The 13,356-nt window shown below is 64.5% G+C and carries 9 protein-coding genes; 2 read left to right on the top strand and 7 right to left on the bottom strand.

The genetic code is table 11. The annotated features are described in order from the left end of the window. Together K7G81_RS04595 and K7G81_RS04600 are read left to right on the top strand one after the other, a co-directional pair. Complete coding sequence (locus tag K7G81_RS04595) at positions 1 to 669, top strand: dienelactone hydrolase family protein (RefSeq protein WP_223029595.1); 669 nt, start codon at positions 1 to 3, stop codon at positions 667 to 669. Further along, on the top strand, positions 650 to 1,315 hold the full coding sequence (locus tag K7G81_RS04600) for a phosphoribosyltransferase (protein WP_223029596.1): 666 nt from the start codon (positions 650 to 652) through the stop codon (positions 1,313 to 1,315). Before K7G81_RS04595 ends, K7G81_RS04600 begins: the two co-directional genes overlap by 20 nt. A gap of 87 nt (positions 1,316 to 1,402) precedes the next feature. On the opposite strand, the gene K7G81_RS04605 is transcribed toward K7G81_RS04600, so the two are convergent. The 7 genes from K7G81_RS04605 to K7G81_RS04635 all read right to left on the bottom strand — a co-directional run bounded on the left by K7G81_RS04605 (position 1,403) and on the right by K7G81_RS04635 (position 13,346). Continuing rightward, the gene (locus tag K7G81_RS04605) at positions 1,403 to 3,790 is read right to left on the bottom strand and encodes a glycoside hydrolase family 31 protein (RefSeq protein ID WP_223029597.1); all 2,388 of its coding nucleotides are present in this window, start codon (positions 3,788 to 3,790) and stop codon (positions 1,403 to 1,405) included. 65 nt (positions 3,791 to 3,855) lie between these two features. Next, on the bottom strand, positions 3,856 to 6,477 hold the full coding sequence (locus tag K7G81_RS04610; RefSeq protein ID WP_255586616.1) for a glycoside hydrolase family 2 protein: 2,622 nt from the start codon (positions 6,475 to 6,477) through the stop codon (positions 3,856 to 3,858). Positions 6,478 to 6,556: 79 nt separating this feature from the next. Next, positions 6,557 to 7,528 carry an alpha/beta hydrolase gene (locus K7G81_RS04615; protein ID WP_223029598.1) on the bottom strand — a complete coding sequence of 324 codons (972 nt, stop codon included), beginning with the start codon at positions 7,526 to 7,528 and terminating at the stop codon, positions 6,557 to 6,559. A gap of 57 nt (positions 7,529 to 7,585) precedes the next feature. Then, a complete protein-coding gene (locus tag K7G81_RS04620) occupies positions 7,586 to 8,629 on the bottom strand; it encodes a glycoside hydrolase family 5 protein (RefSeq protein WP_223029599.1) in 1,044 nt (347 codons plus the stop codon). Positions 8,630 to 8,660: 31 nt separating this feature from the next. Continuing rightward, complete coding sequence (locus K7G81_RS04625) at positions 8,661 to 8,858, bottom strand: hypothetical protein (RefSeq protein ID WP_223029600.1); 198 nt, start codon at positions 8,856 to 8,858, stop codon at positions 8,661 to 8,663. Between the two features lie 239 nt (positions 8,859 to 9,097). Beyond that, positions 9,098 to 11,641 (bottom strand): glycoside hydrolase family 2 TIM barrel-domain containing protein, encoded by a 2,544-nt coding sequence (locus K7G81_RS04630; RefSeq protein WP_223029601.1) that lies wholly within the window; start codon positions 11,639 to 11,641, stop codon positions 9,098 to 9,100. A 172-nt stretch (positions 11,642 to 11,813) separates the two neighbouring features. Further along, entirely contained in the window at positions 11,814 to 13,346 is a 1,533-nt protein-coding gene (locus K7G81_RS04635; RefSeq protein ID WP_223029602.1) for a tryptophan halogenase family protein, read from the bottom strand. Between the last annotated feature and the right edge of the window lie 10 nt (positions 13,347 to 13,356).

Here is a 13,356-nt window from a genome sequence, read left to right on the forward strand (position 1 = left end):
ATGCGCGCGATCGAGCCTCCCGCCGAGGTCCTGGTCGAGCCCGATCGCCTGCCGGCGCTGCTTGGTGTGCCGGAGGCGCCGCGCGGCCTGGTGATCTTCGCGCATGGCAGCGGCAGCGGTCGGTTGAGCCCGCGCAACACCTATGTCGCCGAGCGGCTGCGCCGCGCCGGCATCGCCACGCTGCTGCTCGATTTGCTGACGCCCGAGGAAGAAGCCGACCGCCGCAACGTGTTCGACATTCCCCTGCTCGCCTCGCGGCTGGCGGCGGCGGCGGACTGGACCGCTCTGGTGCGGCCGGTGCGAGACCTGCCGCTCGGCTATTTCGGCGCCAGCACCGGCGCTGGCGCGGCGTTGCTGGCAGCATCGAAGGCCGGGGAGCGCCTGCGCGCGGTGGTCTCGCGCGGCGGGCGGCCCGATCTCGCCGGCGCCGCCGCGCTGGCCCGCGTGCGCGCCGCAACCCTGCTGATCGTGGGCAGCCGCGACCTGCCGGTGATCGAGCTCAACCAGGTCGCGGCGCGACACCTTGTCTGCCCGCACGAGCTGATCATCGTTCCCGGCGCGCACCATTTGTTCGAGGAGCCGGGCACGCTCGACGCCGTGGTCGATCACGCGACGCGCTGGTTCCTGCATCATTTCGAGGAGGCGACAGATGTTCGGCCTGCAGCCTGAATTCAGCGACCGCCGCGAGGCCGGCCGGCGACTGGCGATCGCGCTGGAACATCTCAAGCCGCAGCACCCGCTTGTGCTGGCGCTGCCGCGCGGCGGGGTGCCGGTGGCGTTCGAGGTGGCGCGCGCGCTGGGCGCCGATCTCGACCTGCTGATCGTCCGTAAGCTCGGCGCGCCGGGGCATGAGGAACTCGGCATCGGTGCGGTGGTCGACGGTGCCGAGCCGCATCTGGTGCTCAATCCCGACATCGTTCGCCAGCTTAGCCCCTCGCCGGTCTATGTCCGCGCCGAGATGCAGCGCCAGCTCGCCGAGATCGAGCGGCGGCGGCACGCCTATCTGGGCGATGCGGTGCCAATCTCGCCGACCGGGCGGACGGTGATCGTCGTCGACGACGGGATCGCTACCGGCGGCACGATCCGCGCCGCGCTGGAAGGCATCCGCAAGGCGGGACCCGAGCGCCTGGTGCTCGCCGTGCCGGTGGCGCCCGCCGAGACACTGGCGGCGCTGCATCACGATTGCGACGAGATCGTCTGCCTACATCAGCCCGAGCCGTTTTTCGCAGTCGGCGCGCATTATCGGCACTTCGATCAGACCAGCGACGCCGAGGTCGTCGCCCTATTGCACGAGGCGCGCGCGCCCGCTGGGTAGCTGATCGCTATGCCATTCGGCTGGCCGGCACGCGTTCGCCAATGCCGGTGCCCACCAACTGCCAACCGTCGCCGTCGTTGGCTCCGGTCAGCGCAGCGGCACCGTCACCGGTTGGCCGTCATAGTTGACCAGCGTGCCGGTCGTGCCCGTATCCTCCAGCCCCGCGCCTTGCCCCGGCCCGACCTCCACGATGCGGAAACGCCGGCGCTTCGCCATGCCGGGATAGCTGCCCTGCCGCGCGCCGATCGTCAGCGTGCCGGCATGATCGTCGAGCGTGAAATCGATCACGCTATGATCGCCCTTTCGCCAGCCGGGGCCGTCTCCGGCGTCGTCATAGAGCCGGAAATGACCGTCCCGCCCGCGATAGACGCGGATTTCGAGCGGCGCGTCGGGCTGCTCGTCGGCATATTGGACGACCGGCCCCAGCGGGACGATGCTGCCGGCACGGACGTAAAGCGGGATATGGTCCGGCGGCGTGCTGGCGGAGATGGCCCGGCCGCCAGCGATCCGGTCGCCGGTCCAGAAGTCGTACCATGCGGTATCGCCGGGAAGGAGCACATGGCGGCTCGTCACCCCCGAATGCACCACAGGGGAGACCAGAAACGCGCGCCCGAACATATATTCGTCGGTGATCTTGTCGAGCGCCACGTCGCCCGGGAAATCCATTGCGAGCGGTCGCATCATGCTGTCGCCGTCATGCGTCACTCCCCACGACAGCGAATAGATATAGGGCAGCAGCCGATATCGCAGGTCGATCGTCCGGATCAGGCGCTCCTGCACGTCGGGGGCGAATTCCCAGACCTCCTTGCCCTTGCCGGTGCCATGGATGCGGAACATCGGGTTGAAGACCGCGAACTGCAGCCAGCGGGTGAACAACTCGGCATAGGCCGGATCCTTCGGATCGCCGCCGAAGAAGCCGCCGATATCCGCCGCCCAATAAGGGATGCCGCTCATCGAGAAGTTGAGCGCGGCCGGCACCTGCGCCGCCAGCAAGTCCCAGGTGCCCTTGATATCGCCCGACCAGGTGATCGCCGCGTTGCGCTGCTGCCCGGCAAAGGCCGATCGCGTCAGGATCACCGGCCGCTTGTCGGGAAAATCTGTGTGCATGCCCTGATAGACGGCGGTGGTGTGGAGCAACGGATAGGCGTTGTACACCAGTGCGCCCGGCCCGGCGGCCGTCTGCACGTCGCGCATCTCGCCCCAATTGCCGCCCAGTTCGGCCTCGCTGGCATCCAGCCAATAGCCGTCGAACCCGTCCTGGCCCAGCGTCCGGGCGATTTGCCGCCAGTAGATGTCGCGCCCTTTTGCCGAGAACGGATCATACCAGCGGCCCTTTCCGGCCGGATAGACATTGGGATAAACCTTGGGGAAAGCGGCGCCCGCCGCGCTCAGCTCGGCAAGGTTCGCCGTGCCGAGATCGAAGCGCGCCCAGACCGACACGATGCTGTGGACATGCTCGTCGTGCAGCCTCTGCAGCATTGCCTTGGGATCGGGATAGCGGGTCGGATCGAACGCGTGGCTACCCCATTGGCCGGGGCGCCAATATTGCCAGTCCTGCACAACGGCATCCAGCGGCACGCCCATCCGCCGATAGCGCGCGGCGACTGAAAGCAACTCATCCTGGGTCGCGTAATGCTCCTTCGACTGCCAGAGCCCCCAGGTCCAGCGCGCCATCATCGGCGGCGTGCCGGTCAGCGCACGATAGCCGGCGATGACGTCGTGCAGCCGCGGGCCGTAGATGAAATAATAATCGGTCTCGCTGCCGGCCTCCGAGCGGAACACGATCTGCCCGCGATCCTGCGGCATCGCGACATCGACCTGCGTTACCGACGCATTGTTCCAAAGGAGCCCCCAGCCGGCGGTGGATACGAGGAAGGGAATGCCGACATCGGTATTGGCCTGTTGCAACCGCACGATCGTGCCAGCATTGTCGAGCAGCCCGTTCTGGTGCTGGCCCAGGCCGTAAAAGGCGTCGCCGGTCGCCTGGAAACGCTGTTCGATCTTGCCATAGGCGGCCGGCGCCGTCTCCGTTCGCCGATGCGATATGTCGGTCTCGCCGCCGATCGGCTTGCCGTCGGGCGTCTGAAAAGTCACCTCGCCGCTCGACTTCGCGACCAGCACGCGCATGGCGCCGGTGGCGAGGACGTAGGCGTCCGCCGTCTGCTCCTGCTTCCAGCCCACCGCCGCCGGCGCGCCGATCACGGTGGGAACGGGGCTATCGACGAAAGTGTCGCCGCGGGAGAAGCGGACCCGAGCGATGCGATCGCTCCACAGGTCGACACGCACCTTGCCGCCGGGAACAGCGAAGGTCGCGCCATGCGCGTCGGCGGTGAGAAGGGAAACGGGCGAGGCCGGGGCGTTGGTCGTCGCGTTCGCCTGCGCCGATTCTGTCCGGGCGGCCGTCGGCTGAAGCGAGACGCCGATCAGCAGCGCGGCCCCCGCTATCGTGATCCCGCTCGACACGGTGCGCGACATGGCGATTCCTTTCTTCGACACTCTATTTCCGATCCTTCAGAATGTGATGCAGGGCGGATTTTAAGTCAGCGATTGTCGACCTTGCCGACGATCTCTATCTCGGCGACGCCGGCAGGCACGCCGGGGGGTGCCTCGATCGAGACGCGGACGGGGCCACCCTTCAGCTCCGGCAGCGCCAAGTCCCGCTCCTGGCCGGTATCGCCGCCGACCGGCTGATGGGCCACCGTTTTCCAGGTGCCGTCGGCCATTCGCACGTCGATGGTCAGCCCATAGGGCGCCGCCTGTGGGAAGCGAATACGAAGCCTGTGATATTGCAGGATGCGCTCGGGATCGACGATGATCCAGGGCCTGGTGTCGCCGGGCGCCGCCTGCCAGTAAGTGGCCGGATTCCCATCATTGACGAGCCGGGACGAATGGCCTTCAGCGCTCGAGCTGGCGGCGGTCGGGTTGTTCGTGCCCAGCACCGTTTCCGCCTCCGCCGCGCCGGAATCACCCTCGAAGCGGATATAGGGGCGATCAGCCGCCACCGGCGTCACACCGGGAACGAAGCGCGGGCCGCTGGTCGTCCTGATCTCGATCATGCCGTCGCGAAGCCCCGGTGAGCTTGCCCGGATTCGAGTGACGCCTTTGCGGTAGCTTCGCATGGCGATCGCCGCCTTGCCGTCCCTAATCGGAATGTCGCCATCGGGTGAGAAGGTGATCGATCGGCCCGTCGGCAGTTCACCCGGCCCGGACACGATCGCCAGGGTGACAGGCGGGCTGTTGCTGATCGGTTTGCCGCTGGCATCGACCACCGTGATCACCAACTGAACGTCATCCGTGCCGTCGGCATGGCGAATGGTCGGCGAACTCGATGTCAGCCGCAGCGCGGCGGGCTCGCCCGGCTTGGGCCATGGCGGCGGCGCGATCCCACGATAGGCATGGCGATACCAATACCAGCTTCGCTTCGGCAGGCGGGAATAATCGACGATTCCCATCCTGCCATACCGGCCGGCGATCGAGCCGTGGTCGAACCCCGCCCAGATTACTTCGCCCGATCGCCATGGCAGGCGCCAGGAATAAGGCTGGTCCGGTTTTGCTCCCGGCGTCTTCGGCAAGTCGCCCCATCCGGGCGCATATTCGCCCGGCCGATCCGAAATGGTCGAGCCATATTCGGCGACGAAGTTCGGAATGCCCGGATCGGGGAACAGGAACGCGCCGTCGCCATTATAGCCGACAATATCGCCGAGATGATCGATATCACCGCGCTGCGCGCCATCGATCGAGGCCGGGCGGGTCGGATCGAGCTTGTGGGCCAGCGCCACTTCCTCGCGCAGCAGGTGGCGCACGTTGGGCATCGTCTCCTTCGTTGAGAAGAACACCTCATTGTCCATCCCCCATGCGACGATCGAGGGATGATTGCGGTTGATGCGGATCATCTCGGCAAGCTGCTGCAGGACGCTGGCGTCGAACGCCGCCTGGTTCGCCGGGTCGGTCGGATAGGCCGATGCGCCCCACGGATTCTTGAAGCCGGCGGTGCCCCAGAAGGATTCTTCGGACAGGAACATCATGCCGATGCGATCGGTCGCTTCGGCAAAATGCGGATCGTGCGGATAATGCGATCCGCGGATGAAATCGAAACCGGCATCCTTCATCAGCTGGACGTCGCGGTCGATCGCCTTGTCGGTGACGGCGTCGCCCCAGCCGGCCTGATCCTGATGGACATTGGCGCCGCGGAAATAGAGGTGCTTGCCGTTGAGGAAAAAGCCCTTGTCCGCCGTCCATTTGAACCAGCGGAAGCCGAATTCGGTCTGGTATCGGTCGCGTTCGTTGCCGCCGACCAGCAGGCGAGTCTTCACGCGATAGAGCGTCGGTGTGTCGGGGCTCCACAAATGGGGATGCGCGATGGGTGCCGAAAGCTGGTGTGCCGTCACCGTCTGCTGCGGGCCGATCTCGATCGTGGTGTCCGGCAATGTGGCGACGGTCGCGCCATGATCGCTGACGACGCTGCTTTGAACCCGCACGCGGACGGGATGATCGGCGTCGTTGCGCACCTCGGTATCGGCGGCGACGCGGCCGGAGGCGGCCGACAGATCGGGCGTCGTGATGCGCGTCCCCGTCCAGGTTACATGAACCCCGTTGGTAGCGACGAGCCAGACATCGCGATAAATGCCGCCGCTGAACACATGCTCGCCGGCGCGCGGGGCCAGCGTCGGATCCCATTTGTTGTTGACCCGGACGGCGACCAGATTCCGCCCCGGATGCACCGCGTCCGTGATGTCGATCGAAAAGCCGGTGTAACCGCCGCGATGTCCACCCACCCGGACGCCGTTCACAAACACGTCGGCAACCTGGAATACGCCCTCGAACTCAAGGAAGAGGTGTCGCGTCTTCGCTAACGCGGGCAGGTCGAAGCTCTTTCGATACCAGCCATAGCCGACATAGAAGGACGGCGATTGGAAATAGGGGATGCTGAAACTGTGCGGCAATCCCACACGCTGCCAGTCGGCATCATCGAGAGCGGGATTTTGCCCGTCGGGCACGTCGCGCCGCTCAAAGCGCCAACCGGCATTGAAGTTGAGCCGCGTCCGCACCGTGCCGCTGACCGGAAGCGCGCGGCCGGGCGCGGCAACCGCGCACCCGGCCCATCCGATCGACGCTATCGAGACGATCGCCATGAACATGAGGATCAGCAATCGTCTCATCATTCTCCCCCTTTATGCCGCTTCTTTGGCCGACCTCGCGGTGGCAGCCGCTACGGTCACCCGGCCGCAAGCGCGCCGGCGCCTACGCCAGCACCTTCTGATACTGGGCGAAGCGCATGAACAGATCGGGCCAGTGTGAACCCGGCATGCCCTGGGGCAGGCGCACACCGAAGCCGTGGCCGCCCTTTTCGAAAGCGTGCAGCTCTGCCGGCTGACCGGCCTTCAGCATCGCCTGATACATCATCAGGCTGTTGACCGGCGGCACCACGCCATCGTCGCCGGCACAACACAGGAACACTGGCGGCGTGCCTTCCGTCACATTGTTCTCGACCGAATAGGCATCGCGTTCGGCCTTGGTCGAGGCGTTGCCCAGAAGGTTGTCGCGCGAGCCGACATGCGCTGCCGGCCCCATCGTGATCACGGGATAGATCAGACCCGCGAGATCGGGCCGTGCGGAGAGGTTGTCGGTATCGTCGACCGGATCATAGACCTTGTCGTCGAACCGCGTCGCCAGCGAGCCTGCCAGGTGCCCGCCCGCCGAAAAGCCGAGGATCGCGACGTGATCGGGATGGATGCCGAAGCGACCGGCATTGGCGCGGATCACCCGCATTGCACGCTGCGCATCCTGCAACGGCACGTCGGCGCGCTGCGCCCAGCCTTCGCCCGGCAGGCGATAGAGCAGGATGAAGGTGGTGACGCCGCGCGCGTTCAACCACGCCGCCTGTTCGGTGCCCTCATTGTCATAGGCCAGGAAGCCATAGCCGCCGCCGGGTATCGACATGACCGCGGTGCCATTGGGCTTGGCGGCGCGCTTCACCACCAGCATCGGCGTGCCGATCTGCGTCAGCCAGCGATCGGGATGCGCGGGGTCATGCGACTGGTCTACGGCCTTCTCGGTCAGATGAATGCCCGCACCCCCCGGCGGCGTGCCGGGCCACAGCGGGATCACCTCGTCGGCGCCTTTGGGCGGCTGCGCGGCAACGCGAGTGGCGGCACTGGCGGCCATCAGCGCGATACCCCCGCCCAGCAGGCTACGGCGTGTAGGATCGATCATGATATTGGGTTTCCCTGATTGGTGATTGAAGGTGCCGAAGGGGGCGGCTCAGCTCGATCAAGCCTTGCCCGCGCCCTGCAGCAGCGCGTCCAGGCCTTGCCGGTCTTTGACGGTATAATTGTAGCGATCGATGAGTTCTCCCGTATCCCAAAGGAAAGGCAGCACGCCGTTGGCTCGGGCCTGCCGGGTGACATATTCCATCCAGTGCGCGCGCGAATCCAGATGCCGCTGCAGGTCGAGCGGCGTGCTCCGCTTCGGCGTCGCATATTCACCCAGGATGACCGGAACGCCCTGACTGGTGAATTGCTGCTTCTCGATCGCCATTTCGCTGTCGACGGTATCTTCCTCACCCCAGGTTGCGTTGCGATCCGGCTCGATCGTCGAGTGATAATTCTTGCCCCAGTAATAGACCATGCGGCCCCAGCTTGCGTCTTCCATCAGGATGCAGAACTCGGGCGGTGTGTAATAATGGACCTCGACCATCAGCCGGTTGGATGCCGTATCGGTCGGCATGCGGTACCAAAGCTTCTTGGCCAGATCGATGCCCGTTTGAGGCGTCTGCAGCACCACCACGCGATAGGCGTTCTTCCCCCCCGTTGAGCGCACCGCGTCGATACAGGCCTGATGATAGGCGTAAAGCACCTCCATCTGCTCCGCGGTGCTGCAATCGGGCTCGTTCGCGCTGGCGAACATCAGGCGCTCGTCGAAATCGCGCAGATGCGTGGCGATCTGCTCCCAGAAGGCCTTCTGCTTGGCGACGACGGCATCCTTCTTGTCGACCGTCACATTCTTCTCGAGCCAGCCGCCATCCCAGTGGATGTTGAGCAGCACCCGCATGTCCGCATTCATGCAATATTGCACGACCTCCTTGACGCGATCGAGCCAGGATGCGCTGATCGCCGCGGTTGTCTGATCGGCATATTGGTCCCACGAACGGGGCAGGCGGATGGAATCGAAGCCGGCCGCCTTGATGCCGTCGACCAGGCCCTGCGTGATCTTCGGGTTGCCCCAGGCCGTTTCCCCGCCAGTGGCCTCCAGCGTGTTGCCGATGTTGAAGCCCAGCGTGATGCGGCTGGCGATATCCACCGCGGTGCTCGTCATGCCCGTCGAATCCGGCGGGATCGGGTTGGTGTTATAGCTTGGATAGAGGCTTGTTGGTGTTGGTGTTGGTGTTGGTGTTGGTGTTGGGGTGGGGGAGGGTGACGGCGACGGTGCTGGTGCCGGGGTCATCGGGATCGACGAAGCAGAACTGGAGGTGCTGCCGCCGCAGCCGCCGACCGCCAACGCAATTGTCGAGGCCAGAAGCTCCCGTCTCCCCATCTTCATTCATATTTCCTTTCAATTACAAAAGTTTGATAAAATTCTCTTCATAATTCTCGAGCGAAGTTTCCCCCCAAAAAGAGTGCGGCGACCGCCTCCCGCAGGAGCCGATCGCCGCACGAGGGGGAGACGCTGTTTTCTCAAGAGCCCGCATATCTCGCAGCGCAGCGCGGGTACGCAACGGGCGCAAGAATGCGCGATTGAGCCGTACCAGCTCAAAGGCGGTGTCGTGCAGGGCAACCTTGCTGCTCAATGGGTGCGCCCCAACGGCCGTCCGGCCTCACCTCGGCGCGACGCCACGGGCTCCCCCAGGGCGTTTGCCCGTTTCGTCCTACATTCTTCGCCGGCTAGGACGGTGACGGCCACAGGCGGCAGACCGGCCCCTTGCACCTCCATGCGGATCGGCCCCGGACGGCGACCGGCGCGGATGACTGCCACCGCCCGGCCGTGAAAGGTGGAACGCTTGCCGCTCTGAAAGCTTTCGAGCGCTGTCGGATCGCCATTGCCGACGCCGGCCAACACGCCCGCACCCTCGACCTTGAAGGTCAGCAACCTGTCGCTTTCGGGCATATAGGTCGGCCGCCCCTTGGCATCGACCAGCTCGGCGGTGACATAGGCCAGATCGTCCCCATCGGCCCGAATGCTCGACCGATCCACATTCAGGCGGATCGCGGCGGGCGGGCCGGCGGTTTCCAGCGTCCATTGCGACACGGGCTTGCCGTGGACATAGCCCACCGCCTTCAGTTCGCCCGGTTCGAACCGGGCATGGAACACCGCCTCGTACTCGGTGGCCTTCGACACCGGCTTGCGGCCGAGACTGCGCCCGTTGAGGAACAGTTCGACCTCATCGTCCTCGGAAAAGACGACGATCTTGCGCGGCATGTAATCGGCCGGCAGGCCGAAGGCGTGCCATACCGGATGGAGATCGTCCTGCACCCAGTTCGTCAGCGCGAGCTGGCCGCCGCTGGCCTTGTCCGGCAATGACCCCACGGCACCCGGCCATTCGACGAAGGCCGAGGTCGGCGTGATGTGGGTCTTCCACAGCACTTCGCGATAATAAGCGGCGGGCCGCAGCCGGCCGGTGGCGTCGATTTCCCCGGCCATGGCGAGTTGCCAAGGATAGGGCCCGATGCCGAAATGGCTGTTGAAGCCGGTCCAGCCGATGCCGGCCTCGCCGAGATAATCGAAGCCGGTCCACACGAAATCGCCGACGACCCAGGGCATGGTCTCGACCGCAGTCCAATAGTCGAACGCCTGGGCCGAAAAGGATTCCGATCCAAACATCACCCGGTCGGGATCAGCCGCGTGATCCGGGCCGTAACGTTCTGGATAATAATTGTAGCCGGCCACGTCCAAGGCCTTGATGAAACCCTCCGAGCCAGGCCCGAACTGGTTGACCGCGGCAGTGACCGGCCGGGTCGGGTCGAGCTTGTGGATCAGATCGGCAAGCGCGCGCGCCTCGTCGTGGCCGGCGGGCTTGGTAAGTTCGGGAATTTCATTGCCGATGCTCCACAGGATCACGCTCGGATGATTGCGCCCGGACGCGATCATGCTCGCGATATCGCTGCGCCAGTCCTGCTTGAAATGACGGCTATAGTCGTTCTTCTGCTTGGCCACCGTCCAGGCATCGAATGCCTCATCGATGACCAGCATGCCGAGGCGATCGGCGGCGTCCAGCAATCCCTGGCTCGCCGGATTGTGGGCGCTGCGCACGGCGTTGTAGCCAGCCGCTTTCATCAGCTCGAGCTTGCGCTCGTCGGCCCTGGGCAGCGACACGCCGCCGAGCATGTAATTGTCGCTATGGATCGCCCCGCCTCGCAGCAGGAAGGGCTTGCCGTTGATCCGGAGACCGTGTTGGGCGTCGAAAGTCACGCGACGCACGCCGAAGCTGGTCTCGCGACGATCCACGAGCCGCCCGCCCAGCCTGACCTCCTGAACGAGATGGTACAGATTGGGGGTGTCGGGTGACCACAGCGCCGGCTGATCGAGCGTCTGTGCCTGGACGATATCGGCGCTGGCGCCACCGGCGATGGTACGGACCGACGCGGTCCGACTGACCTCGTGGCCGGATGCATCGACGACCGCGCTGATCAACTGGGCTTCGACCGGGCGAGCCAAATCGTTAGCCACAATGGTTGTCGTGTGGACCGCCGCCTTGTCCACCGCGACCTCGGGCGTGGTGATCGTGGGGCCGTCCGGATCGATGTGAACCTTGTCCAGCACCTTCAGATAAACCCGCCGGAGAATGCCGGAGCCCGAATACCAGCGCGAGGATGGCTGTTCGTTGTCGACCTGCACCGCGATCAGGTTCGTGCCGGGTCGGACCGCATCACCGATGTCGAGCGTGAACGGCGTGTAGCCATAAGCATGCTGCCCGACGGGCTGACCGTTCACCCAGATTTCCGCATTCATGTAAACCGCGCCGAAATGCAGGAACACGGAGCGGGACCGCACGTCGGCGGGCAAGTCTAACCTCAGGCGATACCAGCCGATGCCGCCATCGGTATAGGCAATCGCCGCCCCGCCGGGTGCGTTTTTGTCGAAAGGATGGGATTGGCCGGGTAGATCCTCGATCGACCAGTCATGGGGAACGCTGACGGCCCGCCAGCCGCTATCATCGAACGCAGGTCGCGCCGCGCCGGCCTCATCGCCGCGATGGAAGCGCCAGCCGGTGTTGAGTTCCACGCTCCGCGACGACGCCGGCGTCGCCAAAACGAACGCGAGGAACAGCACGGGCAGCGCCCGGCTTTGGAGAAGTTGCCGCGATACCATGGCGATCCAGCGCGCGACCACGGCTCGACGCCAAAGCCGCTGTGCCCAGGATCGGCTGAGGAATCGCTTCGCCTTCCGATGTGATGCCCGCCGCAGCCGATGCGATAGGCCGCTTCGATCGGGTTGCGCCGGGGCGGCATAACGCGTCCTCATGATCGGGCTCCGTTCCTATCGTCGGCCAACACCAATCGCTTCAGCCTGCAAGAGCCGACGGAATCGGCCGGGACAGATCAGACACCGGCGCCTTGCAGTGACGATCGATAAACGCCTGATGCGGGGGGAGCGCCTGCGCCGCTTGCCGCATGCTCGTTCTGCGCCTCTCCATCCCCGCGCTCACCGCTTCGAGAGGAAGCACATCGGCCTGGACGTCATACCGCGAGGGAATGACGCCGTTGCCCAGCAAGATCGCCACCCAGCTCGGTTCCTTGTAGGACTCGGCCTCTCCCAGGGGCACGCGTCCGCTGGAACGCCAAACCTCCAGCTTGTGCCGCAGGCTGTCGGGGATCGCCATATTGCGACACGCGGCCCATAAGGGTTCGGGGCGGCGCGACAGGGAGTAATGGGCAATGATGAAATCGCGGACGCGCTCCATCTCGGTCGTGGCAATGCGGTTATATTCGTTGCGAAGGACGGGGTCGAAATGACGATCCGGGAACAGCTCAAGCAGCCTGACGATGGCTAATACGATAAGCTGGATACCAGTGGATTCGAGCGGCTCCAGGAACCCGGAGGCAAAGCCTATCCCGACGCAGTTATGATTCCAGAACAACTTCCGATGCCCGGAGGTGAAGCGGAAAGTTCTCGGTTCGGCGAGAGGCGTTCCCTCCAGGGCGCGTTCAAGGGTTTCGAGCGCCGCCTCATCCTTCCAATATTCAGAACAATAAACGATTCCGTTGCCGGAGCGATGTTGAAGCGGAATGTTCCAGCTCCATCCGCCTTCGTGCGCAGTCGACCGCGTGAAAGGGTTCGGCGTTACGGTCCTTGTAGAAGGCAGCGCAATCGCGCGATCGCACAGCAGCCAGTGCGACCAATTGACGTAGGGCGTTTGTAACGCCTTGCCCAACAATTCCGACGCGAAGCCAGTGCAATCTATGAAAAAGTCACCGGCCACTTCGCGACCGTCGGCGAGTCTTATTGTTCGAATATGGCCAGATTCGCCATCTCGCTCGACATCGATCAGCCTGCCTTCGATACGCACCACGCCGAGAGACTGCGCGACATCGCGCAAATAACGCGCGTAGAGGGTGGCGTCGAAATGGAAGGCATGGAGATATCTCAAATTGTTGGGATCGCTGGGCGAGAAATTCCCTGAACGCGCCATCCAATAAGGGAAAGAATAATCATCTATCGGATGGGGTTCGCCCGCCGCACGCAGTTTCAGCCAATAATGATGGGCCGCCACCCCTTCGATCGCATGTCCATAATCGCTGAATGCGTGGAAATGCCTGTTATCGGGCACGCCCCAATCGCAAAATTCTATTCCCAGCTTGAATGTGCCTTGTGTCCTGCGGACAAAGTCGAACTCATCGATGCCGAGCAGATTGTTATAATTCCGCAATACGGGAATGGTCGCTTCGCCAACCCCGATCGCGCCGATTTCCGCGGATTCGACCAAAGTGATGCGCGTGAGGTTGGTGTCGATCTTCTTGGCGAGCAAAGCAGCCGCCATCCAGCCAGCCGCGCCGCCGCCGAGAATGACGATCTCGCGCAGATGAGCGTCATTCATGATCAAATCT

The sequence above is a fragment of the Hephaestia mangrovi genome, from assembly GCF_019880555.1.
GTDB classification, from domain to species: domain Bacteria; phylum Pseudomonadota; class Alphaproteobacteria; order Sphingomonadales; family Sphingomonadaceae; genus Sphingomonas; species Sphingomonas mangrovi.

Excerpts from the sequence above, each read along its gene's own strand:
- K7G81_RS04595 (WP_223029595.1), top strand. The coding sequence starts at position 1 with ATGCGCGCGATCGAGCCTCCCGCCGAGGTCCTGGTCGAGCCCGATCGC.
- K7G81_RS04600 (WP_223029596.1), top strand. The coding sequence starts at position 650 with ATGTTCGGCCTGCAGCCTGAATTCAGCGACCGCCGCGAGGCCGGCCGG.
- K7G81_RS04605 (WP_223029597.1), bottom strand. The coding sequence starts at position 3,790 with ATGTCGCGCACCGTGTCGAGCGGGATCACGATAGCGGGGGCCGCGCTG.
- K7G81_RS04610 (WP_255586616.1), bottom strand. The coding sequence starts at position 6,477 with ATGATGAGACGATTGCTGATCCTCATGTTCATGGCGATCGTCTCGATA.
- K7G81_RS04615 (WP_223029598.1), bottom strand. The coding sequence starts at position 7,528 with ATGATCGATCCTACACGCCGTAGCCTGCTGGGCGGGGGTATCGCGCTG.
- K7G81_RS04620 (WP_223029599.1), bottom strand. The coding sequence starts at position 8,629 with ATGACGAGCACCGCGGTGGATATCGCCAGCCGCATCACGCTGGGCTTC.
- K7G81_RS04625 (WP_223029600.1), bottom strand. The coding sequence starts at position 8,858 with ATGAATGAAGATGGGGAGACGGGAGCTTCTGGCCTCGACAATTGCGTT.
- K7G81_RS04635 (WP_223029602.1), bottom strand. The coding sequence starts at position 13,346 with ATGAATGACGCTCATCTGCGCGAGATCGTCATTCTCGGCGGCGGCGCG.